Origin of the sequence: Bradyrhizobium sp. CCBAU 11357 (assembly GCF_028128865.1) — a bacterium.
GTDB lineage: Bacteria > Pseudomonadota > Alphaproteobacteria > Rhizobiales > Xanthobacteraceae > Bradyrhizobium.
This window is the reverse complement of sequence record NZ_LBJW01000015.1, coordinates 42073-66534: the sequence shown is the minus strand read 5'-3', so window position 1 is coordinate 66534 and position 24462 is coordinate 42073. Positions and strand designations below refer to the sequence as shown.

At 64.6% G+C, this 24462-nt stretch carries 21 protein-coding genes; 9 read left to right on the top strand and 12 right to left on the bottom strand.

Annotated features, from left to right (window positions below):
- Window position 1: 1 nt before the first annotated feature.
- Genes XI05_RS03040 through XI05_RS03030 form a run of 3 tightly spaced genes read right to left on the bottom strand, consistent with a single transcriptional unit; the run spans window position 2 to window position 3105 of the window.
- Complete coding sequence (locus tag XI05_RS03040) at window positions 2–994, bottom strand: Bug family tripartite tricarboxylate transporter substrate binding protein (protein WP_271498517.1); 993 nt, start codon at window positions 992–994, stop codon at window positions 2–4.
- Window positions 995–1047: 53 nt separating this feature from the next.
- Window positions 1048–2301, bottom strand: a complete 1254-nt coding sequence (locus XI05_RS03035) for a CaiB/BaiF CoA transferase family protein (RefSeq protein WP_271498515.1) — start codon at window positions 2299–2301, stop codon at window positions 1048–1050.
- Between the two features lie 9 nt (window positions 2302–2310).
- Complete coding sequence (locus XI05_RS03030) at window positions 2311–3105, bottom strand: enoyl-CoA hydratase/isomerase family protein (RefSeq protein WP_271498513.1); 795 nt, start codon at window positions 3103–3105, stop codon at window positions 2311–2313.
- Window positions 3106–3221: 116 nt separating this feature from the next.
- Here XI05_RS03030 and XI05_RS03025 point away from each other — a divergent pair, with 116 nt between their 5' ends.
- The 3 genes from XI05_RS03025 to XI05_RS03015 all read left to right on the top strand — a co-directional run bounded on the left by XI05_RS03025 (window position 3222) and on the right by XI05_RS03015 (window position 8340).
- The gene (locus XI05_RS03025) at window positions 3222–3887 is read left to right on the top strand and encodes a GntR family transcriptional regulator (RefSeq protein WP_271498511.1); all 666 of its coding nucleotides are present in this window, start codon (window positions 3222–3224) and stop codon (window positions 3885–3887) included.
- A gap of 106 nt (window positions 3888–3993) precedes the next feature.
- Window positions 3994–7158, top strand: a complete 3165-nt coding sequence (locus XI05_RS03020; protein WP_271498510.1) for an autotransporter outer membrane beta-barrel domain-containing protein — start codon at window positions 3994–3996, stop codon at window positions 7156–7158.
- Between the two features lie 210 nt (window positions 7159–7368).
- The gene (locus XI05_RS03015; RefSeq protein ID WP_271498509.1) at window positions 7369–8340 is read left to right on the top strand and encodes an MBL fold metallo-hydrolase; all 972 of its coding nucleotides are present in this window, start codon (window positions 7369–7371) and stop codon (window positions 8338–8340) included.
- Between the two features lie 112 nt (window positions 8341–8452).
- On the opposite strand, the gene XI05_RS03010 is transcribed toward XI05_RS03015, so the two are convergent.
- The 6 genes from XI05_RS03010 to XI05_RS02985 all read right to left on the bottom strand — a co-directional run bounded on the left by XI05_RS03010 (window position 8453) and on the right by XI05_RS02985 (window position 13964).
- The gene (locus XI05_RS03010) at window positions 8453–8866 is read right to left on the bottom strand and encodes an ASCH domain-containing protein (RefSeq protein ID WP_271498508.1); all 414 of its coding nucleotides are present in this window, start codon (window positions 8864–8866) and stop codon (window positions 8453–8455) included.
- 1 nt (window position 8867) lies between these two features.
- Entirely contained in the window at window positions 8868–9587 is a 720-nt protein-coding gene (locus XI05_RS03005; protein WP_271498506.1) for a haloacid dehalogenase type II, read from the bottom strand.
- A gap of 142 nt (window positions 9588–9729) precedes the next feature.
- Entirely contained in the window at window positions 9730–10731 is a 1002-nt protein-coding gene (gene glpX / locus XI05_RS03000) for a class II fructose-bisphosphatase (protein WP_172789145.1), read from the bottom strand.
- 163 nt (window positions 10732–10894) lie between these two features.
- Window positions 10895–12211, bottom strand: coding sequence for a homoserine dehydrogenase (locus tag XI05_RS02995; RefSeq protein WP_271498504.1), 1317 nt, complete (start codon window positions 12209–12211; stop codon window positions 10895–10897).
- A gap of 28 nt (window positions 12212–12239) precedes the next feature.
- Window positions 12240–13460: an LL-diaminopimelate aminotransferase gene (locus tag XI05_RS02990; RefSeq protein ID WP_172789143.1), complete on the bottom strand. Its 1221-nt coding sequence runs from the start codon at window positions 13458–13460 to the stop codon at window positions 12240–12242.
- 228 nt (window positions 13461–13688) lie between these two features.
- Window positions 13689–13964, bottom strand: coding sequence for a hypothetical protein (locus tag XI05_RS02985; RefSeq protein ID WP_271498501.1), 276 nt, complete (start codon window positions 13962–13964; stop codon window positions 13689–13691).
- Between the two features lie 254 nt (window positions 13965–14218).
- Between XI05_RS02985 and XI05_RS02980 the strand changes: the two genes are divergently transcribed.
- The 4 genes from XI05_RS02980 (at window position 14219) to XI05_RS02965 (ending at window position 18350) form a co-directional block, all read left to right on the top strand.
- Window positions 14219–16027, top strand: a complete 1809-nt coding sequence (locus XI05_RS02980; protein ID WP_271498499.1) for a PHA/PHB synthase family protein — start codon at window positions 14219–14221, stop codon at window positions 16025–16027.
- 64 nt (window positions 16028–16091) lie between these two features.
- The gene (locus XI05_RS02975) at window positions 16092–16490 is read left to right on the top strand and encodes an MAPEG family protein (RefSeq protein ID WP_271498497.1); all 399 of its coding nucleotides are present in this window, start codon (window positions 16092–16094) and stop codon (window positions 16488–16490) included.
- 20 nt (window positions 16491–16510) lie between these two features.
- Window positions 16511–17377, top strand: coding sequence for an ornithine carbamoyltransferase (locus XI05_RS02970; protein WP_271498495.1), 867 nt, complete (start codon window positions 16511–16513; stop codon window positions 17375–17377).
- Between the two features lie 205 nt (window positions 17378–17582).
- Window positions 17583–18350 (top strand): outer membrane protein, encoded by a 768-nt coding sequence (locus XI05_RS02965; RefSeq protein ID WP_271498493.1) that lies wholly within the window; start codon window positions 17583–17585, stop codon window positions 18348–18350.
- Window positions 18351–18499: 149 nt separating this feature from the next.
- Here the strand turns inward: XI05_RS02965 and argC are convergent, their stop codons facing one another.
- Window positions 18500–19483 (bottom strand): N-acetyl-gamma-glutamyl-phosphate reductase, encoded by a 984-nt coding sequence (argC, locus tag XI05_RS02960; RefSeq protein ID WP_271498491.1) that lies wholly within the window; start codon window positions 19481–19483, stop codon window positions 18500–18502.
- A complete protein-coding gene (locus XI05_RS02955; RefSeq protein ID WP_271498489.1) occupies window positions 19480–20148 on the bottom strand; it encodes an FMN-binding negative transcriptional regulator in 669 nt (222 codons plus the stop codon). The genes argC and XI05_RS02955 overlap by 4 nt, the downstream gene beginning before the upstream one ends.
- Window positions 20149–20550: 402 nt before the next feature.
- Between XI05_RS02955 and XI05_RS02950 the strand changes: the two genes are divergently transcribed.
- Window positions 20551–21552 carry an MBL fold metallo-hydrolase gene (locus XI05_RS02950; RefSeq protein WP_271498487.1) on the top strand — a complete coding sequence of 334 codons (1002 nt, stop codon included), beginning with the start codon at window positions 20551–20553 and terminating at the stop codon, window positions 21550–21552.
- Between the two features lie 40 nt (window positions 21553–21592).
- Here the strand turns inward: XI05_RS02950 and XI05_RS02945 are convergent, their stop codons facing one another.
- Window positions 21593–22123, bottom strand: coding sequence for a DedA family protein (locus XI05_RS02945; RefSeq protein ID WP_271498485.1), 531 nt, complete (start codon window positions 22121–22123; stop codon window positions 21593–21595).
- Window positions 22124–22396: 273 nt separating this feature from the next.
- On the opposite strand from XI05_RS02945, the gene parE reads away from it, so the two are divergent.
- On the top strand, window positions 22397–24439 hold the full coding sequence (gene parE / locus XI05_RS02940) for a DNA topoisomerase IV subunit B (RefSeq protein WP_212258599.1): 2043 nt from the start codon (window positions 22397–22399) through the stop codon (window positions 24437–24439).
- Window positions 24440–24462 lie beyond the last annotated feature (23 nt).

Here is a 24462-nt window from a genome sequence, read left to right as displayed (position 1 = left end):
CTTACTTCACCAGCCAGCCCTGCTCGCCTGCGACCTGCTTCACGTGCTCGAGGTCCTCCTTGATGAATTTTTCGAGCTCGGCACCGGTCAGGAAGGTGTCGACCTGGGAGGTCTTCTCGATGTAGTCCTTCCACTCCGGCGTCGCCTGCACCTTCTTCATGAGGTCGACATAGAAGGCGGCCTGCTCCGGCGTGACCTTGCCGGGCAGCCACACGGTGCGGGGCTGCTCGTATTGCTTGATATCGAGGCCTTGCTCGACGCAGGTCGGAACGTCGCCCCAGCCTTCGGTCGCGGTGACCTTCGGCCCTTGCGGCAGCCGCTTCGGGCTGAACACGCAAAGCGGTCGCTGCGTGCCGCCGCGCCATTGCCCGAGGCTTTCGCTGGGGTTGTTGACGTGGGAGTCGAGATGGCCGCCGGCGAGCTGCACGGCGGTCTCGGCGCCGCTCTTGAAGGGGATGTAGGTCAGCTTGACCTTGCCGGCCTTCTCGATCATGCGCGTCAGCACCTCGTCGGTGTCCTTGGACTGCGCGCCGCCCATCTTGAATTCGCCCGATGCGGCCGCCTTCAGATAGTCGCCCGCAGTCTTGTAGGGCGCGTCCTGCTTGACCCAGAGCAGGAACTCGTCCTGCGCCATCGCCGCGATCGGCGTGAGATCGGTGTAGTTGAAGGCGACCTTGGAGACGAGCGGCTGCTGCCAGGCATTCGACGTGCCGAAGATCACCTTGTAGGGATCGCCCGCGGAGGCCTTGCCGTAGACGTAGCCCTCGGCGCCGCTGCCGCCGCCCTTGTTGACGACGACGATCGGCTGGTCCGTCAGCTTGTGCTTGGTGATGATGTTCTGCACCGCCCGCGCGAGATTGTCGGTGCCGCCGCCGGGGCCGGCGGTGGCAATGAACTCGATCGGCTTTTGCGGCTGCCAGGCGGCGAGCGCCGGCATGGTGCCGGCGAGCACGACTGCGGCTGCGGAGAGCAGAAATGTTGACGTCCGACCCATAATTTCCTCCAGCTGATTTTTTGTTCTTTTGTTGTTGTCGTATCGACACCAGCTCAGGCGACGCGTTCCTCGCGTCTTTCCTGGGCGGAGACGATTGCGCCTTCTTTTTCGAGCGCTTCGATGTGCGTCTGGTCGAACCCGTGCTCGGCCAGAACCTCTCTCGTGTGTTCACCATAGACCGGCGCGCCCGATCGCACTTTGCCCGGGGTCTCGGAAAACTTGATGGGAAGCCCGATCGTCTTGACGGGACCGAGCGTGGAGTGCTCGACCTCGACGACCATCTCGCGCGCCAGCGTCTGCGGATCGCTCAGCGCCTCCAGCATGTCGTGCACGGGGCCGCACGGCACGCCCTTCTCGTCCAGCGCCGCCAACCAGTGCGCCCGCGACCTCGTGCGGAAGCGCTCGCTCAGGACGGCTTCGAGCTCCTTCAGGTTGGCCATGCGATCAGCACCGGTGACGAAGCGCGGATCGGCGGCAAGCTCGCTCGCGCCGAGCGCCTCCAGCATCAACAGCCAATGCTTCTTGTTGGCGCCGCCGACCACGAGCCAGCCGTCCGAGGCTTCGAACGCCTGATACGGCGCGTTGAGCGGATGCGCCGAGCCCATCGCGCGCGGCGCGGTGCCCGCGGCGAGCGCGATGGTCGACTGCCAATAGGTCTGCACCAAGGCGGCTTCATAAAGCGAGGTCTCGACCCACTGCCCCTCGCCCGTCTTGAGGCGATGGGTGTAGGCCGCAAGGATGCCCATGCTCGCGAGCAGGCCGGCAGTGATGTCGGACAGCGGCGGCCCGCACTTGACCGGAGGACCGTCGGGCCGCTCGCCGGTAAAGCTCATGATGCCGCTCATGGCCTGCGCGACGAGGTCGAATCCCCTGCGATGCTTGTAGGGGCCGGTACGGCCGAAGCCCGACAGGGAGCAATAGATCAGGGCCGGGAATTCCGCGTGCAGCGCCTCATAGCCGAAGCCGAGGCGCTCCATCGCGCCAGGCGCAAAGTTCTCGACCAGCACGTCGGCGTCCGCGATCAACCGGCGCAGCACCTCCTTGCCGCCGTCGGTCTTGAGATCCAGCACGATGCCGCGCTTGTTGCGGTTCATCATCAGGAAGGACGCCGCCTCGTCGCCGATCTTCGGCGGCACCGAATGGCGGGTGTCGTCGCCGTTCGGCCATTTCTCGATCTTGATGACGTCGGCGCCCATGTCGGCGAGCATCAACGTGCAGGTCGGTCCGGCCATGACGTGGGTAAGGTCAATGACCTTGAGGCCTGCCAGCGGCCCCGAACGGCGAGAGGTGGATTGTGAACTTTGCATCGGCTCGTCCTATTGGCCGCGCCATTGCGGCGCGCGCTTGTTGAGGAAAGCATCGAGCCCTTCGCGAAAGTCCTGGCTCGTGTAGCACATCAGGATGAGGTCTTCGCCCTCGTCCTGCGTCAGCCGCCGTTGCAGGCGGCCGACAGCCTGCTTGGTCGCATTCAGCGTCAGCGGCGCATGGCTCGCAACGAGCCGGGCGACCTCGTCCGCGCGTCGTTCAAGGGCGGCAAGATCCTCGACGACCTCGCCGAGCAGTCCGACGCTTGCGGCCTCCGCGGCATCGACGAGGCGCGCGGTGAAGATGAGATCCTTGACGCGCGCCGCGCCGATCAGGGCGGTGAGACGGCCAACATTGGACATCGACAGGCAATTGCCGAGCGTCCTGGCGATGGGAAATCCGATCTTCGCAGCTTTCGTGCCGATGCGGAGATCGCAGGCCGCGGCGATGCCGGCGCCGCCGCCGGTGCAGAACCCGTTGATCGCCGCGATCGTCGGCACTCGGCACTGCTCCAGTGTGGTCAGCACACGATCGATGCGGTTCTCGTAGTCGATGGCGTCCTGCGGCGTCCTGAATTCGCGGAACTGGTTGATGTCGGTGCCGGACGCGAAGGCCTTGTCGCCCGCACCGCGCAGCACCAGCACCTTGATCGCATGGTCGCGGTTGGCCTGCTCGCAGATCGCGGCAAGCCGCTCGTACATGGCGAAGGTGAAGGCGTTGCGGGCTTGCGGGCGGTTGAAGGTGATCCGTCCGATGCCGTCGTTGCATTCAAAAACGAGGTCGTCCGCCTCCGTAGCCAGGTCCATTTTCCTCTTGTCCTCTTGTTTTTTACATTTTTGAATGCAAAATTTGCGATTAGCAAGCGGGAACTTCCGAATATCGCCATGTAATCCCGCTTTTGCATTCAAAATGGAGCGCTTCCATGCTTCACGAGGAGGTTGTCGGCCGCATCCGCGCCATCCTGCTCGACGGCGAAATCCCGCCGGGCGCGCGTATTCCCGAGCGCGAGCTGTGCGAGCGGCTCGAAATCTCGCGCACGCCGCTGCGCGAGGCGCTCAAGGTGCTGGCCGCGGAAGGGCTCGTGCAGCTGCTGCCGCATCGCGGCTCGCGCGCAGCAAAGCTGACCGACAAGGACATGCGCGACCTGTTCGAGGTCTGCCAGGGCCTGGAGGCCCTCGCCGGCGAGCTCGCCTGCGAGCGCATTGGCGATGCCGAGATCGACGCGATCGCCGCCGCGCATGCAGACATGGTGCAGCATTATCGCGACGGCGACTTGATCCAGTACTATCGCGGCAACCGCGCCATTCACGAAGCCATCGTGACCGCAGCAGGGAATCCGGTACTCGCCGGGCTTTACGCCTCGGTAACCGCGCGCATCCGGCGCGCGCGCTACGTCACGCCGATGACGCCGCAGCGCTGGGCGCTCGCCGTGAAGGAGCACGAGGCGATCCTCAACGCACTTCAGCGCCGCGACGGCGTCGGCCTTTCCCACATCTTGCGCGCGCACCTGCGCCATAAGCGCGAGGAGGTTTTGCAGGCGGGTTTTGCCGAGACGGAAGGAAGTGAGCCCACTTTGCGTATTGCGTGAGTAGCGATACGGCCGGCGGGTAGTCGCGCTGCCCGGAAAAGATGCAACCTTCTGTTGCCCGGCAATCACACGGACCCAAAATCGTCAGTGAGGCCAGCGACTAGAAGTGGCGCCGGTGGTCCGCCGGCCGCGAAGCAGCTACGTATTTCTCTCTCGGAATATTTGGCCACGCATTGCATCGGGGCGCCTTGTGGAATTGGCAATTGGGGTCGGCGGCTCGCGTACGACGCGGAGAACGAGTTCAATCAAGGCGCTGTTGACGAGTACCGCGTTGGCGGCGGCGCTACCCGCCGTGGCGGCAGGTTTGCTCACGGCGATCTCCGGTCAGGCGGCCGCCCAGACCTGGAACGGCGGCCCTGGGTTTTGGGCCGCAGCCGGAAGCTGGACGCCGGCCACCGTTCCCAACGCAGTCGACGCTGTTGCGACATTCAATGCGACGGCCCCGAATCAAGCTCCACAGGTCAATCTACAGGCCGGGACGTTCACGATTGGCACGTTGAATCTGAACTCTACGGCCACGAACAGCAATTTCGGTTTCGTCAACGGCACCCTGATCATGCAGACCAGCGCGGGCTCGGCCGCGATCAATGTGCAATCAAGCAATCCGCTCCTGAGCGGCGATATTACGGCCGGCGGCGTTCTTCAGCTCAATTCTAACACCGTCATCACGACGGCCTCCGCGAGTGCGGAGTTTCTGGTCGACAGCACAGGCCAGATCACAGGTCCCGGCAGCTTGACGGTCGCCGGTCCCGGCAGAGTCACGCTGAACAGCACCAACACCTATGCGGGCGGTACCGCGGTCACCGGCGGGACACTGACGGGCGGTCACGCAACTGCGGGCGCAATCGACGCGTTCGGGGGCGGTGCCATCACCATGAGCGGCGGCACATTGCGCACGACCGTCACGGGGGCGCTGGCGAACGATATTACCTTCACGGCCGCGACGACCTCGACATTGTCGGCGGCCGCCGGCACAACTCTGTTGGCTTCGGGCGGCATGAGCGTGAATGACGCTCATGTGCAGTTCGGATCCGCGACGGATACGGGAACCGTGCAATTGCAGTTCGCGGTCGGCACGTCCGTAAGCACCGGCACGACGCTCGCAGTCAACGGCGGCACGTTGCAGGCAACCGACAGCATCTTGTCGTTTCTCACAGGCAACGCCGGCTCAACGACGGTGGCCGCAGGCGCGGTCCTCGATTACAACGACAATACGAGCGCCCTTCGCAACCTGCTTGGCGCAGGAACGGTGAACACCGGGTCCAGTGCCGCGACCACCATAACTATTCTCAATGGCGATTTCGGTGGTGTCATCCAGGGCGCCGGGCGCCTGAGCCTGAGCTTCGGCCCCTCCGGGACCGTGACATTGACCGGCGCCAACACCTACACCGGTGGGACCACCATCAATTCCGGCCATACGTTGCAGCTCGGCAATGGCGGCACGACCGGTTCGATCGTCGGTAACGTCGTCAACAACGGCACTTTCGCCGTCAATCGCACAAACGTTCTCACCTTCACAGGCGTGATCAGCGGCACCGGCGCCTTCCAGCAGAATGGCAGCAGCGTAACAAGCGTGACATTGCTGACGGCTGCGAACACCTACACCGGGTCAACAACCGTCAATAGCGGCGTCCTCGCCGTGATTGGCTCGATTGCATCCTCGGTCCTCACTACGGTGAACGCGAGCGGCCAACTGGTCGGCAGCGGCACCGTTGGTGCCACCCAGATCAACGCGGGCGGGCTTTTCTCGCCGGGCATTGTAGCCACGCCAGGTACGTCGATGACCGTGGCAAGCCTGGCGATGCAGTCCGGGGCGCTCTACTATGTCTATGCGGATCCCACGACGTCGACTTTTGCCAATGTGACCGGCAATGCGACCCTCGGCGGTGCCACGGTGGCTGCGACCTTCGCGGCCGGAAGCTATGTCGCCAAGCAGTACACCATTCTCAATGCAGGCAGCATCAGCGGCACATTCAGTCCGACGGTCCTGAATTTCGGCCTGCCTTCGGGCTTCAATACCACGCTGAGCTACGACGCAACCCACGCCTATCTGAACCTTGCGCTGAACTTCGTGCCCCCATCGGGCAACCTCAATGTCAATCAGCAGAACGTCGGCAACGCGATCATCAACTATTTCAACACCAACGGCACGATCCCGCTGGTGTTCGGCGGGCTGACGCCGGCGGGTCTGACCCAGCTCTCCGGCGAGGTCGGCAGCGCCTCGCAGCAGACGACCTTCAACGCGATGAACCAGTTCATGGGCGTGATGACGGATCCGTTCGTCGCGGGCCGCGGCGATCCCGTCAGTGCGGGCGGCGTCCCGAATGCCTATGCGGACGAGACCGCCTTGGCGTACGCGAGCAAGCGCAAGCCAAACGACGCATTGGCTGCGATCTACACCAAGGCACCGGTCGCGCCGCCGTTCGAGCAGCGCTGGAGCGTCTGGGCGGCGGGCTTCGGCGGCGCGCAGCAGACTGACGGCAGCACAGTCGTCGGATCCAACACCACCACGAGCAACCTCTATGGCACCGCCGTCGGTGCCGATTATCGCATCTCGCGAGATACGCTGGTTGGCTTCGCGCTCGCCGGCGGCGGCACCAACTTTACCGTAGCGAACGCGCTCGGCGGCGGCCGGTCCGACCTGTTCCAGGCCGGCGCCTTCTTCCGGCACATCGTCGGCCCTGCCTACATCACCGGTGCGCTGGCCTATGGATGGCAGGACATCACCACAGATCGCACCGTGACGGTTGCCGGCGTCGATCGCCTGCGCGCCGAGTTCAACGCCAACGCCTATTCCGGCCGGCTCGAGGGCGGCTATCGCTTCGTCACGCAGGGCGTCGGCCTTACGCCTTACGCCGCAGCGCAGTTTACGACGTTCGATCTGCCGGCCTACGCCGAACAGGCCATCGTTGGCGGCAACCTGTTCGCGCTGGGCTATGGTGCCAAGAGCGTCACCAACACCCGCACCGAGCTCGGCCTGCGCACGGACAAATCCTTCGCCCAGGCTGACGGGATCGTCACCTTGCGCGGGCGACTCGCCTGGGCGCACGACTTCAATCCGGACCGCGTCATCGGAGCCACGTTCCAAGCTCTTCCCGGCGCGAGCTTTGTCGTGAACGGTGCGGCGATGGCCTCGGACTCCGCGCTGGTGACGGGATCGGTCGAGAAGAAGTGGCTCACCGGCTGGTCGGCTGCCGGGACGTTCGAGGGTGAGTTCTCGAACGTCACGCGCTCCTACGCAGGCAAAGGCGTGGTCCGATACAGCTGGTGATGCCGCGGGCACACGACCACCAGACACATCAAACACAAAAGTGACACAATCATTGGCCGGCGGAATGGCTTTCGCTTCGGCAGGCGGCAGTCATGGTCAAAACCAAATCCACTTGCTAGCTCATCTGAACCGGAGCAGCATCCGCCGATCGGCGCGAGCCGAGCACCACGCGCGCACGACGCGTTGTGAAAACGAAAGCGGAGAAAAAGAATGACATTCGACGTCTCGCGTCGGTCCCTACTCGCACTCGGCGCTGGTCTCAGCGCCAGCGCCATGCTCGGCAGCAGCGCGATGGCGCGGGCGCCCAAGCTCGGCACCCAGACGCCCTACTGGCACCGCTTCGTTCTCGGCGATGCCGAGGTGACCGTCGTATCCGACGGACCGCTTCCGCTCGGCGATCCCTCCGGGACCTTCACCGGCGTTCCCAAGGAAGAGGTCAAGAAGATGCTGGCCGACAATTTCCTGTCGCCGGACAATGTCGTGCTCGAACAGAATTCCCCGATCGTCAACACCGGCGACAAACTCATCCTGTTCGACACCGGCATGGGCTCATCGAAGATGTTCGGCGCCGGCACCGGACGGCAGCAGAAGAGCATGACGGAGGCCGGCATCAAGCCGGAGGACATCGATGCCGTCGTGTGCTCGCATGCCCATATCGATCATATCGGTGGCATCGTCGACGAGGGCGGCAAGCCGCTGTTCCCCAACGCGCAAGTCTACATTGCCCAGAGCGATTTCGACTTCTGGACCGACGAAGGCAAGCTCAGCAGCGCGGCGAAGGACTTCGTCGTCCACGCCCGCAAGAACCTGCTGCCGGTCCGGGACCGGATCAAGTTCTTCAGGGACGGTGAGGAATTCCTGCCCGGCGTGCAGGCGATCGCGGCGCCCGGCCACACCGTCGGTCACACCATCTTCATGGTCTCATCCGCAGGCAAGTCGTTCGCCTTCCTCGGCGATCTCTCGCACCATTCGGTGCTGCTGCTGGAGAAGCCACGGATGGAGTTCTCCTACGACTCCGACCCGAAGCAGGCGGCCGAGTCGCGCGTCAAGCTGCTGACGATGCTGGCCGCGAACAAGATCCCGGTGATGTCCTATCACTTCGCCTGGCCGGGCTATGGCCACGTCGCCAAGGCCGGAGATGGCTTCCGCTACTATCCGGAGCCGATGAAGATGACGTTGTAGCTATCAGTTCAGGTCCGGGCGGCGCCGGCCGCCCGGACTGTTTCTCGCGGCGCGAGGCGCCCAGCAAGCTGGCCTCGCGCGAGCAATCCAGAGTTAGGATCCCCTCCTCCCGCTATGGATCGATATCGGCATCGCCGAAGACCTCGACCAGGCGGAAACGCTCGCACATCAGCATCATGTCGTCGCTATAGCGCCCGAGCCTGCCGAAATAGGATTGATGGGCACGGCGCCAAAAAGCCAGGCTCCGGTCTCCCTCTCCCTCGTCATGTGCAAAGGCTGCATCGACCTCGTTGAAGCGCCGGTATGTCACCTCGATGGATTCGATGACGCAGCGCGGCTCTCCGCGCCCGTCGAGCACGACCCAGCGCTCACCTGATGTAGACGTGTTCGGCTCGTCCTCGGTGCTGCACGTCGCGGTCTTGATGCCCTTGACGACGAGCTCGACCAATTCGTCTGCCAGCGCAGGGCTGTCGCCGAACGCGAAGGTTCGGAGATGTCGATACGGCTCGGGAATCCCCTTGCCCATCCTAGCAGCCGAGCTTGTCGGCGATGCCGCCAAAATCCTTCGCGACGATGTCCCACTTGCCGGTCGCTTCGAAATCGACCTTCTGGAGCGGGCCATACTCCGTCGGCCGCGCCACGAAGGCGGTCTTCAATCCGTTCTTCTGCGCGGCCGCGAGATCGCCGTTGTGGGCGGCGACCATCATCACCTCTTCCGGCTTGAGGCAGAGCAGGCGCGCGGCGCCGAGATAGGTTTCCGGATCGGGCTTGTAATGCTCGAACAGCTCGGCCGACAGGATAAGGTCCCACGGCAGGCCGGCGAACTTCGCCATGTTGGTGAGCAGCGCGACGTTGCCGTTCGACAGCGGCGAGATCACGAATTTTGATTTCAGCCGCGTCAGGCCGGCGACGCTGTCGGGCCAGGGATGGAGCCGATGCCAACCCTTGGTGAGGTAATCGAGATCGGCCTCGGTGAGGCCCTTGATCGCGAATTTCTCGACGAGCTGCTCCAGTGAGCGGCGGTGAAGATCATCGAGCATGACATAGCCACGCTCGGGATGTTTGCGCACGTCGTCCATCGAGGCCATGTACATGCCGCGCCAGCCGTCGACCAGCGCGGTCCAGTCAGCGCTGATGCCGCGCTGCTTGCTCCACCACATGAAGTCGGTGATCAGGCTGGTGCGCCAGTCGACCACTGTGCCGAAGACGTCGAAGACGAGGGCTTTGACGGCGGAGAGATCGGACATGGCGCTTCCTCCGATTGTTTTTGTTGTCATTCCGGGGCGATGCGCAGCATCGAGCCCGGAATCCATTTCGCGTCGGAGTTTGCCGCCCGATGGATTCCGGGCTTCGCGAGCCCCGGAATGACGGCCGTTGGTGTTGCCTGGATCAGTCCAGATGGAACTTCGCCAGCTCGCGATGCTCGGCCTTGATGTAGCGCACCGTGCCGGTGACGGAGCGCATCACGACCGTCTCGGTCTCGATCACGCCGTCCTTGCGGAATTTGACGCCCGACAGCAGCGAGCCCGTGGTGACGCCGGTGGCGGCGAACAGGCAGTCGCCGCGTGCCATGTCCTCGATGCCGTAAATCATCTTGGGATCGTTGACGCCCATCTTGGCGGCGCGCTCGCGCTTCTCGTCGGAGTCGAGGATCAGGCGGCACTGCATCTGGCCGCCGATGCAGCGCAGCGCCACGGCGGCGAGCACGCCTTCCGGTGCACCGCCGGTGCCGAGATACATGTCGACGCCGGTGTTGTCGGGGTCGGCGCAGTGGATCACGCCGGCGACGTCGCCGTCGGTGATCAGGCGCACGGCAGCGCCGGTCGAGCGCACGCTCGAAATGATGTCGGCGTGGCGCGGACGGTCGAGCACCAGGACCGTGATGCCTTCCGGCTTGACGCCCTTGGCCTTGGCGAGGCGGCGGACGTTGTCGGCCGGCGAGGCATCGAGATCGACGACGCCCTTGTCGTAACCGGGGCCGATCGCGAGCTTCTGCATGTAGACGTCGGGCGCATGCAGCAGCGTGCCGCCGTCGGCCATCGCCATGGTGGCGATCGAGCCTGGCATGTTCTTGGCGCACAGCGTGGTGCCCTCGAGCGGGTCGACCGCGATATCGACTTCGGGACCTGCCTTGAGGCCGACCTGCTCGCCGATGTACAGCATCGGCGCCTCGTCGCGCTCGCCCTCGCCGATCACGATGGTGCCCTGGATCGGCAGCTTGTTGAGCTCGCGCCGCATGGCGTCGACCGCGGCCTGGTCGGCCGCTTTCTCGTTGCCGTGGCCGCGCAACCGCGCCGACGACACCGCCGCCCGCTCCGTCACCCGCACGATCTCCAGCGTCAGAATGCGCTCGAGCAAGGCGTGCGGGGGGACTTCAATATGGGTCGACATCGGCTCACTCCTTCGAAACGTTTGGGACGGAAATCTCCGTCCGCATCAACTCGCAACACCCATGGTTCGTTCGAACGAACGACCGCCTTATGGCTTGAGCATGACCTTTCCGGAAAACCGCTCAACTTTTCGCTGCGCGGCCCTCCGGGTCCGAGGTCATGCTCTAGTTCTTCTCGATCCGGATCACCTGCGGCCGTCCGCTGATCACCTTGTCCTTCTGCACGGCGGCGAGCGCACGGCGCACGGCGTCCTCGTGCGTCGCATAGGTGATCAGGATGACGGGCACGGGGACCGCCTTGCCGTCAGCGGGTGCTGCGCCGCCATTGGGATGACGCTGCACGATCGACTCGATCGAAATCTTCTGCTCGGCAAGCCGCGTCGCGATCGCGGCCGCAGTGCCGGGGAAATCGCGCGCGAGCAGGCGGATGTAATAGCCGCCCTCGTGGCGCTCCATCGGCGCCTTCTTGGTGTCGCGCAACTGCGCGATCGGCCGGCCGAACGGATTGGCGCGGATGCCGCGCGCGACGTCGGCGATGTCGGCAACGACGGCGGATGCGGTTGCGGCACCGCCGGCGCCGGGGCCGACCAGCGTGATCGGCGGAATGCCCTCGCCATCGATCGTGACCGCATTGGTGACACCCATCACCTGCGCGATCGAGGAGGATTTCGGCACCATGGTCGGATGCACGCGCTGCTCGATGCCCGTGGCGGTGCGAACGGCAACGCCGAGCAGCTTGACGCGGTAACCGAGATCAGCGGCGGCGCGAAGATCTTCCGGCGCGATGGATGAGATGCCTTCGACATACACGGCGCTTTGAGCAACTTTCGTGCCGAAAGCGAGGCTGGCGAGAATGGCGAGTTTCTGCGCGGTATCGTGGCCGTCGACGTCGAAGGACGGGTCGGCCTCGGCATAGCCGAGCCGCTGCGCGTCCTTGAGGCATTCGGCGAAGGACAGGCCCTCCTGCTCCATCCGGGTCAGGATGTAATTGCAGGTGCCGTTGAGGATGCCGTAGACGCGGTTGATGCCGGTTCCGGCAAGACCTTCGCGCAACGTCTTGATGACGGGGATCGCGGCCCCGACGGCTGCCTCGAAATTCAGCGCACCGCCGTGCTTTTCAGCCGCCTTGGCGAGCTTGAGGCCGTGCTTGGCGAGCAGCGCCTTGTTGGCTGTGACGACCGACTTGCCGGCGCCGAGCGCAGCGTCCACCGCCGACAGCGCCGGATCGCCGGCGCCGCCCATCAGCTCGACGAAGCAATCGACCTCCGGATGCGTGGCGAGCGCCATCGGATCCTTCGCCCAGTCGACGCCGCGCAGGTCGATGCCGCGCTTCTTCGCCTTCGAGCGCGCGGTGACGGCAACGACACGAATGCCGCGGCCGCTGCGGCCCGCCAGCACGCGCGCCTGCGTCTCGATCAAACGGACAACTTCGGCACCCACGGTGCCGAGCCCCGCTATGCCCACTTTCAGGGGTGCGACCATGATACTTCAGAAAACCTGCAGAAGAGAATTAACGCCGATTGGCGAGCGGAACGACGTTGTGCAACGTTTCGATCCCGCTTTCAAGGAAGCGGCGCACGCCGCGCGCGGCCTGCCTGATCCGTTGCTCGTTTTCCACCATGGCGATGCGGACATATCCTTCACCATGCTCGCCGAAGCCGACGCCGGGCGACACCGCGACGCCGGATTTCTCCACCATCAGGGTGGCGAACTGCATGCTGCCGATGCTGCGGAAGGCTTCCGGCAGCGGCACCCAGGCGAACATCGAGGCTTCCGGCGGCGGGATGTCCCAGCCGGCGCGGCCGAACGATTCCACCAGCGCGTCGCGACGCTTGCGGTAGGTGTCGCGCATCTCCTTGATGCAATCGTCCGGGCCGTTCAGCGCCGCGGTCGCCGCGACCTGCACCGGCGTGAACGCGCCGTAATCGAGGTAGGATTTGACGCGGGCGAGCGCAGCGATCACGCGTTCATTGCCGACCGCAAAGCCCATGCGCCAGCCGGCCATCGAATAGGTCTTCGACATCGAGGTGAACTCGACCGTGCAGTCCATCGCGCCCGGCACCTGCAGCACCGAGGGCGGCGGGTTGCTCTCGTCGAAATAGACCTCGGCATAAGCCAGATCGGACAGGATCAGGATCTCGTGCTTCTTGGCGAAGGCGACGAGGTCCTTGTAGAAGTCCAGGCTCGCGACATAGGCGGTCGGGTTCGAGGGATAGCAGACGACGAGCGCGAGCGGCTTGGGGATCGAATGCACGATCGCGCGCTCCGCCGCCTCGAAGAATTGCGGCGTCGGCTCCGACGGCACCGAGCGGATCACGCCGCCCGCCATCAAGAAGCCGAAGGCGTGAATCGGGTAGCTCGGGTTCGGACACAGAATGACGTCGCCGGGCGCGGTGATCGCCTGCGCCACGTTGGCAAAACCTTCCTTCGAACCCAGCGTCGCCACCACCTGGGTGTCGGGGTTCAGCTTCACGCCGAAGCGGCGGGCGTAATAGGCGGCCTGGGCCCGGCGCAGTCCGGGGATGCCGCGCGAGGCGGAGTAGCGGTCGGTGCGCGGCTTGCCCAGCGTCTCCTTCAGCTTCTCCAGCACGTGCGCCGGCGCCGGGAGGTCCGGATTGCCCATGCCGAGGTCGATGATGTCGGCGCCGGCATTCCGCGCAGCCGCCTTGGCCCGGTTGACCTGCTCGAACACGTACGGCGGAAGGCGGCGAATGCGGTAAAATTCTTCCATGGCTCTCTGGGCTCCGGGCAACCGGTCAGGACAGAATCGAGGGCCCGCGAGGGCCATTCCAAAAGCCCTCAGGTCTCATCGCGAAAATTACTCAAAATCAAATACTTAGAGCAATCATCGGCGACCAAGACTGAAGTCGTTCGCCCTGACTCTTGGCTGAACCGAGGTCTTTTAGCACGGCAACACGGACGCGCCAGCGATTACCTTGCCGGTCTCGCGGGCACAAACCTATTTGCCGTCCTTGGCGGCAGCGGCCTGGCGGTCGCGCGCGGCGGCGAGCTCGGCCTCGATCTTGGCGCGCTGCTCCAGCGGGATGGTCGCCTGATCGCGATCCGGCGGCAGATCGTGCACCGGCAGATAGGTCCCGGGCTCCCTGGGACGCGGCGGGGCATCCGCCGGCGCCAGATCCGCGAACTGGCTCGAACACCCGCCAAGGGCGAGCGCCGCGATCAGCACCGCGCCGCAGATCGGCAGCGTCTTTTGCAGGTCCCATACCGCCAACACTTGGGAAATCCCCTACTCGTCCCAAAGCACGGCCCCGGGCAAGCTTACCCAAGACCGCGCCCAAGCTCAAACCATTGCTGCCCAAAATGGTAGGAGCGAGAAAACAACCGATGCCCAACAAACCGAGCCCTGCGGCCCGATTGTGACGGAACCAAGAAGATTTGTCGCAGTGCAACACATCTTCGAGAGCGTTTAACGTCAAACATGCGAGCTTCGCGGTGACGAATACGGAATGAATCGTTACTGTTCTGCTCATGAGTATGGCCACGACCGATACGCCGAAACCCGAGACGAAGTTCGATGCCGAAGCCTTCGCGATGAACGTCGCGCGGGCGATGGAGAGCGGCGGCAAGGCGCTCGCCGCCTACCTCAAGCCGCGCGAGAGCGGCGAGGTGCAGGACCGCCCGCCGCCCGAGCTCACGGAGATGGTCAAGACCTTCACCGCGGTCGCCGAATACTGGCTGTCGGACTCCTCGCGCTCGTCCGATCTGCAGACCAAGCTCGCCAAGGACTATCTCGACCTCTGGGGCTCGGCAGCGCGCCGCATGGCCGGTCAGAACGCCGAGCCGGCGATCGCGCCCTCGCCGCGCGACAAGCGCTTCGCCGATCCGGAGTGGAAGTCGAACCAGTTCTTCGACTTCGTCATGCAGCTCTATCTGCTCACGACCAAATGGGCGCAGGAGCTGGTGCGCGACGCCGAAGGGCTCGATCCGAACACGCGCCGCAAGGCCGACTTCTACGTCCAGCAGGTCACCAACGCGCTGTCGCCATCGAACTTCGTGCTGACCAACCCCGAAGTGCTGCGCGAGACGGTGGCGTCCAGCGGCGAGAACCTCGCGCGCGGCCTGAAGATGCTGGCCGAGGACATCGCCGCCGGCAAGGGCATGCTGAAGATCCGCCAGTCCAACCCGGATAATCTTGTCGTCGGCGTCAACATGGCGACGACGCCGGGCAAGGTGATTTACCAGAACGAGATGATGCAGCTGATCCAGTATTCGCCGACGACGGAGAAGGTGCTGCGCACCCCGCTCCTGATCGTGCCGCCCTGGATCAACAAGTTCTACATCCTCGATCTCAAGCCGGAGAAATCCTACATCAAGTGGTGCGTCGACCAGGGCATCACCGTGTTCGTGGTCTCATGGGTCAATCCCGACAAGCGGCTCGGCACCAAGGGCTGGGAAGACTACATGAAGGAAGGCCCGCTCAGGGCGATGGACGTGATCGAGAAGGTCACCGGCGAGATGAAGGTCCACACCGCCGGCTATTGCGTCGGCGGCACGATGCTCGCGACCACGCTGGCCTGGCTTGCCGAGAAGCGCCGCCAGCGCGTGAGTTCGGCGACGTTCTTCGCGGCGCAAGTCGACTTCACCCATGCCGGCGATCTCCTCGTGTTCGTCGACGAGGAGCAGATCGCAGCGCTCGAGCACGACATGAAGACGGCCGGCGTGCTCGAAGGCTCGAAGATGGCGATGGCCTTCAACATGCTGCGCTCCAACGACCTGATCTGGTCCTATGTGGTCAGCAATTATCTGAAGGGCCAGCAGCCGAGCGCGTTCGACCTGTTGCACTGGAACTCCGATGCGACACGGATGACCCAGGCCAACCATTCCTATTACCTGCGCAATTGCTACCTCGAGAATCGGCTCTCCACCGGCACGATGGTGCTCGAGAACACCCTGCTCGATCTCTCCAAGGTCAAGGTGCCCGTCTACAACCTCGCCACCCGCGAGGACCACATCGCGCCCGCTGAATCGGTGCTGTACGGCTCGCAGTTCTTCGGCGGCCCCGTGAAATACGTGCTGTCCGGCTCGGGCCACATCGCGGGCGTGGTCAATCCGCCTGCCGCGAACAAGTACCAGTATTGGACCAACGACAACATCAAGAACGTCAACGTCGCGCAGTGGATGAAGGGCGCCGTGGAGCACAAGGGCTCGTGGTGGCCGGACTGGCGCCAATGGCTGGGCGAGCTCGATCCCGAGGAAGTCCCGGCGCGCGCGGTCGGCAGCGAAGCATTCCCGCCGATCGAGGACGCGCCCGGCAGCTATGTCAGAGTTCGCGCGTAGCGGAATCCGCCGCGCTTTCGTATAGACTCGCCTCAATCCAGCGACGACACAGGGGACCGGCACTATGACACGCGAATTGTTCTGGCTGACACTGACGGTGATCCTGACGGGGGTTTTGTGGATTCCCTACATCATCAACCGCTGCCAGGTTCGCGGGTTGAGCGGTGCCATGGCCAACCCCTCGCGGGGCGACAAGCCGCAGGCGGAATGGGCGAACCGGCTGATGTTCGCGCATGACAACGCGGTCGAGAACCTCATTGTCTTCGCCCCGCTGGTGCTGATCCTGAACGCGATCGACTATTCCACGAAATGGACGGTGCTCGCCTGCGCCGTCTATTTCTGGTCGCGCGTCGCACACACCATCGTTTACGCGCTCGGAATTCCGGTGTTCCGTACCCTCGCCTTCACCGTCGGCTTCCTCGCCCAGGCCGTGCTGGCGCTGGCGATCTTCGGATTGGTTTGAAGTCGCCCCGATGCGGGTTCATGCCTAGCAAATCCAGCCGGGACTTTCTCCGGTTTCAGGATCTCGATGCCGATACGATCCTGTCCATTGTTGCGCGCGCACAGGTGCTGCGGGCAGCGTGGACGGGCCGCGCCATGCCGCAGAGCCTCGCCGGCAAACGCGTCGCCCTCATCGTCGATGATGGCGGCTGGCGGAATACGACCGCGTTCGATCTCGGGGTGAAGGCCATGGGCGGCATCTCGGTGCAGCCTTCGGTCAGGTTCAACGTCCACGAGACGACGGCTGATCTCGCTAGGTATCTCGACAATTGGTTCGACATCCTGGTCGTGCGCACCCGGGACTTATCGACCCTGCACGAGCTGGCAGCGCACGCCACCGCCCCAGTGATCAACGCCAGAACGCGATCAAATCACCCCTGCGAAACGCTCGGCGATCTCGCCTATGTCAGTGACAAGCGCGGATCGCTGGCGGGCCTGAAGGTTGTCGGTGTCGCTCCAGACGCCAACATTCTGCGGTCTTGGGTCGAAGCTTCGATCTCGTTGCCGATCCAGGTGACGCAGATCTATCCGGAAGACTGGCACATCAAGGACGTCGCCTGTCCGAACTTCGCCACGAGCACCAGTCTGGACGGCTTGCTCGATGCGGATGTGATCATCACGGATTGCTGGCCCGATGGCGCACGGGCCGATCAGCTCCTTCAATACCAGATCTCGGCGCCGCTCCTCGAGCGATGCCGCGGCGACGTCATCTTCCTGCCCTGCCCGCCCGTGACCAGAGGCAGGGAGGTTAGTGCCAGTGCGATGACCCATCCGATATGTCAGAGCACGTCCGCAAAGGCTTTCCTGCTTCACGCGCAAAACGCGCTGCTGGAATGGGTCGCCGCATAGCTGGTGCTGGCGAGCACGCGTTCCGGGCTCTGGTGGTGCCGAGCTAGACAGGTTCCCCCGAGCCGCAACCAGCGGTTGGATGACCGATAGACTGTTGCCGAAGGATGACAGTCCGGAAGAATCGGCAACGGCCCGCTCTGCCAACGCGCTGGCTCGTTCTTCCACAGCTATATTTACCCATCGCAATGATTGATTCGGGGCAGACATGAATTGGAAGATTGCATCCGCGCTCGGCGCGCTCTCGCTCGCAGCCATCACGACGCAGGCCGGTGCCGCCGATCTCGCCGCCCGCCCCTACACCAAGGCGCCGCCGATGATCGCCGCGATCTATGACTGGAGCGGCTTCTACATCGGCGCCAATGGCGGATACGGTACGTCGCGCAAGTGCTGGGACCAGATCGCCGGCTTCGGCCCCGGCGTTGCCGAAGGGTGCCATGATGCGACCGGCGCCGTGGCCGGCGGCCAGGTGGGCTATCGCTGGCAGAGCAGTGCCTTCGTGTTTGGTCTCGAAGCGCAGGGCGACTGGGCCGATCTCTATGGCCGGAATGCCAGCGCCATTCTCGGCGTCGAGAACCGCACCCGGATCGAGGCTTTCGGCCTGTTCACCGGCCAGGTCGGCTACGCCTGGAACAGCGCGCTGCTCTATGTGAAGGGCGGCGCCGCCGTCACCAGCGATCGCTACCGGGGCGCCGGCACCGGCGGTCTGGCCGGAGCCGAGTTCGACCGTGCCAACGAGACTCGTTGGGGCGCCGCGGTCGGCGTCGGCTTCGAGTACGGCTTTGCCCCGAACTGGTCGGTCGGCCTCGAATACGACCATCTGTTCATGGGCCGGCACGACGTCACGCTGACGTCCAACGGCGTGCTGGCGCCTGCCGGCACGTTCTCGCGCACCGATCGGATCGGTCAGGACGTCGATCTGATCACCGCCCGCATCAACTACCGGTTCGGCGGGCCGCTCGTCGCGAAGTACTGAGCTTGTGCCCCGGACGCAGTGCAACGCCTCTTGGCGGTGCGCTGCAGAGCCGGGGCCCATGGTCTTGCTTTCGCTTGTCGTGTTCTGTTGGGTCCCGGCTCTGCGGAGCAGCGCTAAGCGCTGCACCGCGTCCGGGACACGAGACCGCCCTACTCCTCCGGCAGGCCGAGCATCAGTCGCATGTTCTGCACCGCTGCACCGGATGCGCCCTTGCCGAGATTGTCGAGCCGGGCGACCAGTAGCGCCTGGTGATATTTGTCGCTGGCGAAGACGTAGAGCTCGAGCATGTTGGTCTCGTTTAGCGCCTCCGGCTCGAGCCGGCCGCCCTTGCTCGCCTCGCTCTGCAGCGGCATCACCTTGACGTATTTCGAGCCGGCGTAACGCTTCGCCATCGCCGCCTGCAGGTCGGCGCCGCCGGGCCTGCCCGGCAGCGTGTCGAGCTGGAGCGGCACCGAGACCAGCATGCCCTGCCGGTAGTTGCCGACCGAGGGAATGAAGATCGGCCGCCGCGTCAGGTTCGAATAGAGCTGCATCTCCGGCAGATGCTTGTGCTCGAAGCCGAGGCCGTAGAGCTCGAAGGACGGCGCGCTGCCATCCTCGAAGCTTGCGATCATCGACTTGCCGCCGCCGGAATAGCCGCTCACCGCGTTGACGGTGACGGGATAATCCGATGGCAGCAGGCCAGCATCGACGATCGGCCGCAACAGCGCGATCGCGCCGGTCGGATAGCAGCCGGGATTGGAGACCTTCTTCGCGGCCTTGATCTTGCCGGCCTGGTCCGGCGTCAGCTCCGGAAAGCCGTAAGCCCAGTCCGGCGCGACCCGGTAGGCGGTCGAGGCATCCAGCACCTTCGGCCCTTGAGTGCCCATGCTGTCGACCAGGGCAACGGTTTCCTTGGCGGCGTCGTCGGGCAGGCAGAGGATGACGAGATCCACCTCCTCCATCAGCGCCTTCTTGGCGGCCGGATCCTTGCGCTTGTCGTCGGGAAGCGTCTTCACGATGACGTCGTTCTGGTGCTTCAGCCGCTCGTTGATGCCGAGGCCGGTGGTGCCGGAACCGCCATCGACGAAGACGGTGGCCGGCTTCTTGGCCGCGCCGGTGATCGGGGTTTTCGTGGTTTCCGTGAGGCTCATGGAACGCTCCTTTCGAGCTTGTTGGTCTCGGCCGCAAAGGCTTCCGGCCTCACGTCCTGCATCAGTTGCGCGATTTTCCTGGCGTCGGCCGCGGGCTGAGCGCCGAGCGCATTGGCGATCGCCGTATAGTCGGCGTCGGACTTGTGCTGGTTGAGCTTGAAGCTGCCCTCGACCTCTTCAACCGTCATGACCAGACCCGCGATTCCCTTCTTCATCGCTTCCAGCCGGCCCGCCGTCATCTTGTCCGAGGTCCATGGCTTCTTCGGCAGCAGCCAATTCTCGAACTTGTCGCTGAGCGTGTCGACCTGCACCGCGAGCTCCTCATCCGACAACGGCCGTACTGGCCCGCTCAGATGCACCGACTGGTAGAGCCAGGTCGGAACCTGATCCGGCGAGACGTACCAGTCCGGCGATACATAGGCATCGGGGCCGTTGACCGCGAGCAGCCACGACGCATCGCCGCCCGCCAGCTTTAGCAGCGGATTGTGACGGGCGAGATGAAACGCGACCTGCGGAGTGCCGTCTGCGGCATAGGTCAAATAGAACGGCAATGGCGAGGCGATCGGCTTCCTGCCGTCGAACGCGCACATGGTGCCGAAGCCGCGCTCCTCGGCGAATTTCAGGCTCGCGGCGCGGTCCTGCTTGAAAAAGGGTGGCGTGTACATCGTGGTCTCCTGCTGGGCCTCCTCGGGGGAGCCGCCGGATCAGATCGCGCTGACAGGAGAGAGGATGCCGCGGATCGGATCCAGCGGCAAAGACGATGATCTCAAACGCGATCGACCGCCCAAACCGCTAAGCTGCGGCGGCGGCGGCGAGCGAACAGGATGGTCGCGGCGTTGATCATGGCGCGCGGCTATAAGGCCTGCGGGTTCCAGGGTCAAGTCCAAATCGGCTCGCGGGACGCCGGGGGCCGACCGCCACAATGCCGCACTGGTGACGGCACGTTGCCCACGGATGTCATCGGCTTGCAGCGGAATTTCCCTTAAGCGAAGGTGTTCCCGAGAATGACCGGCGGGCCACAACCTCGCCGGGTCCTCCCTTTCGCAACCCAGCCTCAGGACATCGTCATGACCGAGATCACCCGTCGCGCTACGCTGGCCGGTGCCGCCGCCTCGGCGCTCCTGCCCTTCGTGAAGACCTCTCCCGCGAGCGCCGCCGCGCCCCCGGCCGAAACGCAGAATGCGAGCTTTTATCGCTACAATGTCGGCACCCATCAGGTCACGGTGGTCTGCGACGGCGTTGCCACCGTCAATCTGACCGACAATTACGCGGCCGGTGCCAGCAAGGACGACATCAACAAGGTCTTCGCCGAACATCACCTGCCGACCGACAAGGTCACCCACACATTCAATCCCGTGGTCGTCAACACCGGACCGAAGCTCGTCGTCATCGACACCGGCCTCGGACCCGACCAGTTCACGCAGACCAAGGGCAAGGTCGGCCAATTCCACAACAATCTCGCCGCCGCCGCCATCGACCGCGCGGCGGTCGACACCGTCATCATCTCCCACTTCCATGGCGACCACATCAACGGCCTGCTGGCAGCCGAGAACAAGCCCGCCTTCCCCAATGCCGAGATCATGGTGCCGGCGGTGGAATGGAAGTTCTGGATGGACGACGGCGAAATGAGCAAGGGAATGGGCAATCCGATCCTCGAAAACAATTTCAAGAACATCCGCCGCGTGTTCGATGCCCTGGGCCGCAAGGTCACGCAATATGAGCCCGGAAAGGAAGTCGCGCCCGGTATCACCTCGGTGGCGAGCCCCGGCCACACGCCGGGCCACAATTCCTTTGTCGTCGCCTCCGGCGCCGAGAAGGTGCTTGTACAGGTGGATATCACCGCGGGCGCAGCGTTCCTGTTCGTGAAGCATCCCGAATGGAACATCGCATCCGACGTCGACAAGCCGGTGGCCCAGCAGACGCGGCGCAAGCTCTACGACATGGCGATTGCCGAGAAGATGCCGATCCAGGCCTTCCACGCCGCCTTCCCCGGTCTCGTCCGGGTCGAGAAGGAAAAGGACGGCTCCGGCTATCGCTGGATCCCCGCGATCTGGAACGCATCGCTGTAGGCTTGGCCTGACGCCCTGACCGGGCGGCCCGGTTGCCCGGTCAGATCACCCGCCAGATCCATTCCATGATCTTGGCGAGCACGTCGCCGAACAGCAGCAGCACGGCCGACCAGATCAGGGCCGAGACGAAATTGGCGGCCTGAAAACTCCAATAGGGCATCTCGAAAATGCCGGCCGCGAGCGGCACGGAGGCGCGCAAGGGGCCGAAGAAGCGGCCGATGAAGATGCTGGGGATGCCCCAGCTGCGCACGAAGGCCTCACCTCGAGGCAGGAGTTCCGGATAGCGCGAGAGCGGCCACATCTGGGCAACCCTCTCCTTGTAGCGGTAGCCGAACCAGTAGGAGACCCAGTCGCCCAGCGCCGCGCCGAGGCCGCCGGCGATCCAGACCGGGTAGAAGCTGATGCCGCTCGCCCCGATCAGTGCGCCGATGGCCACCAGCGCACCCCAGGCCGGGACCAGAAGCGAGATGAACGCGAGCGACTCGCCGAACGCCAGCACGAACACGATTGGCGCCGCCCAGGCCTGGTGAACGCGCACGAAGTCAGCCAGGGCGTGCGCAAACTGCTCCATCCAAAAAAGCCTTCCCGCCCCGTCTCAAGGTGCTGCCGATGAAAAGGACTGGTAAGCCAAGGACTTGTGTGACATCAAGTCACAAAACCCGACATGACCAAGGCGGGAACGTCAAATTGCCGGGAAATGGCGGGCCTGCGGCGTAAAATCGCCGGGATTGGCTCCCAACCCACAGCGCGCGGCCCGCCCTCCGGTAACCTTTCCAGGTGAGAAGTGGCATAGTCGGCCTAACCGATTCGCCGCTTCCGCGGCCCTCAAAACGTATCAAGATACATGTCCAAGCAATTGAAGCCCAAAGCAAAAGATGACTTTTTCGGCGGTGACGAGCCGAAGCCCCGCGCCGCCAAGGCGGCGCCGCGCGGAAGCGGCGGGGAAGCCGATTACACGGCAGCCGACATCGAAGTGCTCGAAGGGCTGGAACCGGTGCGGCGCCGGCCCGGCATGTATATCGGCGGCACCGACGAGAAGGCGCTGCATCACCTGTTCGCCGAGGTGATCGACAACTCGATGGACGAGGCGCTGGCCGGACACGCAACCTTCATCGGAGTCGAGCTCAGCGCAGACGGGTTCCTGACCGTGACCGACAACGGCCGCGGCATCCCGGTCGACCCGCATCCGAAATTCCCAAAGAAGTCGGCGCTCGAAGTCATCATGTGCACGCTGCATTCGGGCGGCAAGTTCGACAGCAAGGTCTACGAGACCTCGGGCGGCCTGCACGGCGTCGGCATCTCGGTGGTGAACGCCCTCTCCTCCCGTCTCGAGGTCGAGGTCGCGCGCAGCCAGAAGCTCTACCGCATGACGTTCGAGCGCGGTCATCCCAAGGGCAAGCTCGAGGATCTCGGCAAGATCAACAACCGCCGCGGCACGCGCGTGCGCTTCAAGCCCGACACCGACATCTTCGGTGCCAAGGCCGCGTTCAAGCCGCAGCGGCTGTTCAAGATGACGCGCTCGAAGGCCTATCTGTTCGGCGGCGTCGAGATCCGCTGGAACTGCGCGCCGGAGCTGCTCAAGGGCGTCGAGGACGTGCCGGCGGAGGCGACCTTCCACTTCCCCGGCGGCCTCAAGGATTATCTGGCGGCCGCGATCCATGCCGACACGCTGGTGCATCCCGACATCTTCTCCGGCAAGTCGGGGCGCAACGGCGCGCACGGCGCCTGCGAATGGGCGGTGGCCTGGACCGCGGATGCCGACGGCTTCCTCTCGTCCTACACCAACACCGTGCCGACGCCCGACGGCGGCACGCACGAATCCGGCCTGCGCAGCGCGCTGCTGCGCGGCCTGAAGGATCACGCCGAGCGCGTCGGCCAGGGCAAGCGCGCGGCCTCCGTCACCTCGGAAGACGTGATGGTGGGCGCCGCCGTGATGCTCTCGGTGTTCGTGCGCGAGCCCGAATTCCAGGGCCAGACCAAGGATCGCCTCGCCACCGCCGAAGCACAGCGCATCGTCGAGCAGGCGATGAAGGATCCGTTCGACCATTGGCTGTCGGGCAATCCGAACATGGCCAACCGGTTGCTCGACTTCGTCATCGACCGCGCCGAGGAGCGCCTGCGGCGGCGGCAGGAGAAAGAGACCGCGCGGAAAACCGCCGGCAAGAAGCTGCGCCTGCCCGGCAAGCTCGCCGACTGCACCGATGCCGGCACCGACGGCTCCGAGCTCTTCATCGTCGAGGGCGACTCGGCAGGCGGCAGCGCCAAGCAGGCGCGCGACCGCAAGACGCAAGCGGTGCTGCCGCTGCGCGGCAAGATCCTCAACGTCGCTTCCGCCGGCAAGGACAAGCTGACGGCGAACGCGCAGCTCTCGGATCTCGTGCAGGCGATCGGCTGCGGTACGCTCGCGCAATATCGCGAAGAGGATCTGCGCTATCAGCGCATCATCATCATGACCGACGCCGACGTCGACGGCGCCCACATCGCCTCGCTCCTGATCACCTTCTTCTACCGCCAGATGCCGCGCCTGATCGACGAGGGCCACCTCTTCCTCGCAGTGCCGCCGCTGTACAAGCTGACCCACGGCTCCAAGTCGGTCTACGCGCGCGACGACGCTCACAAGGCGGCGCTGCTCAAGAGCGCGTTCAACGCCAACGCCAAGGTCGAGGTGAACCGCTTCAAAGGTCTCGGCGAGATGATGCCGGCGCAGCTCAAGGAGACCACCATGGACCCGGCCAAGCGGACGCTGCTCAAGGTGGTGCTGCTGGCCGACGACCGCGACACCACGGCGGATTCGGTCGAGCGGCTGATGGGCACCAAGGCAGAGGCCCGCTTTGCCTTCATCTCGGACAAGGCCGAGTTTGCTAGCGACGAGCTGCTGGACGTCTGAGGCGGCAACCCAACCGGCCACAA

What these genes read in the sequence shown, in the direction of transcription:
- XI05_RS03040 (WP_271498517.1), bottom strand. Translation starts at nt 994, where the DNA reads ATGGGTCGGACGTCAACATTTCTGCTCTCCGCAGCCGCAGTCGTGCTC.
- XI05_RS03035 (WP_271498515.1), bottom strand. Translation starts at nt 2,301, where the DNA reads ATGCAAAGTTCACAATCCACCTCTCGCCGTTCGGGGCCGCTGGCAGGC.
- XI05_RS03030 (WP_271498513.1), bottom strand. Translation starts at nt 3,105, where the DNA reads ATGGACCTGGCTACGGAGGCGGACGACCTCGTTTTTGAATGCAACGAC.
- XI05_RS03025 (WP_271498511.1), top strand. Translation starts at nt 3,222, where the DNA reads ATGCTTCACGAGGAGGTTGTCGGCCGCATCCGCGCCATCCTGCTCGAC.
- XI05_RS03015 (WP_271498509.1), top strand. Translation starts at nt 7,369, where the DNA reads ATGACATTCGACGTCTCGCGTCGGTCCCTACTCGCACTCGGCGCTGGT.
- XI05_RS03010 (WP_271498508.1), bottom strand. Translation starts at nt 8,866, where the DNA reads ATGGGCAAGGGGATTCCCGAGCCGTATCGACATCTCCGAACCTTCGCG.
- XI05_RS03005 (WP_271498506.1), bottom strand. Translation starts at nt 9,587, where the DNA reads ATGTCCGATCTCTCCGCCGTCAAAGCCCTCGTCTTCGACGTCTTCGGC.
- glpX (WP_172789145.1), bottom strand. Translation starts at nt 10,731, where the DNA reads ATGTCGACCCATATTGAAGTCCCCCCGCACGCCTTGCTCGAGCGCATT.
- XI05_RS02995 (WP_271498504.1), bottom strand. Translation starts at nt 12,211, where the DNA reads ATGGTCGCACCCCTGAAAGTGGGCATAGCGGGGCTCGGCACCGTGGGT.
- XI05_RS02990 (WP_172789143.1), bottom strand. Translation starts at nt 13,460, where the DNA reads ATGGAAGAATTTTACCGCATTCGCCGCCTTCCGCCGTACGTGTTCGAG.
- XI05_RS02980 (WP_271498499.1), top strand. Translation starts at nt 14,219, where the DNA reads ATGAGTATGGCCACGACCGATACGCCGAAACCCGAGACGAAGTTCGAT.
- XI05_RS02975 (WP_271498497.1), top strand. Translation starts at nt 16,092, where the DNA reads ATGACACGCGAATTGTTCTGGCTGACACTGACGGTGATCCTGACGGGG.
- XI05_RS02970 (WP_271498495.1), top strand. Translation starts at nt 16,511, where the DNA reads ATGCCTAGCAAATCCAGCCGGGACTTTCTCCGGTTTCAGGATCTCGAT.
- XI05_RS02965 (WP_271498493.1), top strand. Translation starts at nt 17,583, where the DNA reads ATGAATTGGAAGATTGCATCCGCGCTCGGCGCGCTCTCGCTCGCAGCC.
- argC (WP_271498491.1), bottom strand. Translation starts at nt 19,483, where the DNA reads ATGAGCCTCACGGAAACCACGAAAACCCCGATCACCGGCGCGGCCAAG.
- XI05_RS02955 (WP_271498489.1), bottom strand. Translation starts at nt 20,148, where the DNA reads ATGTACACGCCACCCTTTTTCAAGCAGGACCGCGCCGCGAGCCTGAAA.
- XI05_RS02950 (WP_271498487.1), top strand. Translation starts at nt 20,551, where the DNA reads ATGACCGAGATCACCCGTCGCGCTACGCTGGCCGGTGCCGCCGCCTCG.
- XI05_RS02945 (WP_271498485.1), bottom strand. Translation starts at nt 22,123, where the DNA reads ATGGAGCAGTTTGCGCACGCCCTGGCTGACTTCGTGCGCGTTCACCAG.
- parE (WP_212258599.1), top strand. Translation starts at nt 22,397, where the DNA reads ATGTCCAAGCAATTGAAGCCCAAAGCAAAAGATGACTTTTTCGGCGGT.